Annotated in this window: 1 protein-coding gene; it reads right to left on the bottom strand. The window is 74.2% G+C overall.

Features of this window, described 5'->3' with window-relative positions:
- Positions 1-1,122: aminotransferase class I/II-fold pyridoxal phosphate-dependent enzyme (locus tag D7231_RS35235; protein ID WP_120760456.1), on the bottom strand; the 1,122-nt coding region annotated here is incomplete at its 3' end.
- Positions 1,123-1,177: the final 55 nt, after the last annotated feature.

The raw sequence follows: 1,177 nt of genomic DNA, 5'->3' as shown, positions 1-1,177 counted from the left end.
CTCGGCGGAGTCCTCGTCGTCGGCGTGGGTGAGCTGGGCGCTGACCCGGCGGTGGTCCGCGAGGTGGAGGTTGACGCCGTGGTGCTCGCGCAGCCAGTCCGCGGCGCGGTAGCCGGTCGTTCCGAAGGGGGAGATGTCCACGACGACCTGCAGGGGGTCGAGGTCGGCGGCCAGGCCGGGGCCGCAGAAGTCGCCGCGGCCGTGGACGTGCAGGCCCTCGATGGCCTCGATCCGCTCGCGCACGGAGGCGGCCAGCTCCAGCGCGCGCCCGTAGAGGTCCTTGCCGTGCTCGGCCATCTGCCGCCGCCAGCCGTCCATCGCGGCGTACAGCAGCACCGACGGGCTGGTGGTGCCGAGCAGGTCGGCGCGGGCCCGCAGCACCTCGGGGTCCACGCGGCCGCCCTGGAGGTGGAAGACGGAGCCCTGTTCGAGCCCCGAGCCCATCTTGTGCACGGAGGTGACGCACACGTCGGCGCCCGCGTCCATGGCCCAGCGCGGCAGGTCGGGGTGGAAGGGCAGGTGCGCGCCCCACGCCTCGTCCACGATCAGGGGCCGGCCGACGGCGTGGCAGACGTCGGCCACGGCCGTCAGGTCGGTGCAGGTGCCATACGGCGTCGGTGAGGTCACGAGGGCGCCGCGCGCGTCGGGGTGCTGCTCGAAGGCGGCCTCGAACGCGGCGGCGTTCGGCGGGTGCGCCAGCCGCAGCCGGGGGTCGAACTGGGGCTCCACCCACACCGGCCGGATGCCGGCCAGGATCAGCCCGGAGACCACGGACTTGTGGGCGTCGCGGCCCACGAGCAGCTTCTCGTGGGGGCCGGCGACGGCCAGCATCGCGGCCTTCACCGACAGGGAGCTGCCGCAGGTGGAGAAGAAGGTGTGGTCGGCGCCGACGGCGTCGGCCATCAGGCGCTGGGCGTGCTCCAGCACGCCGTGGGAGGAGGTGCGGTCGTCCAGGCCGCTGATGGCGAGGACGTCGGAGCGGAAGACGTCCTCGCCGAGGACGGCCCGCACGCGGGGGTCGGCGCCGCGGCCCTGCTTATGGCCGGGCGGGGTGAACGGGGTCTGCCGGCCGGCGTGGTAGGCGGCCAGGGCGTCGAGCACGGGCGCCTTCGAATGGTCCAGGTCCTGTGAGCGATCCATGTCGTCCTTCTCCTTCGTGCTCCTGCAAGCTCCTGCG

Origin of the sequence: Streptomyces klenkii (assembly GCF_003626645.1) — a bacterium.
In the GTDB taxonomy this organism is placed as follows: domain Bacteria; phylum Actinomycetota; class Actinomycetes; order Streptomycetales; family Streptomycetaceae; genus Streptomyces; species Streptomyces klenkii.
This window is presented reverse-complemented; position numbering and strand designations above follow the sequence as displayed.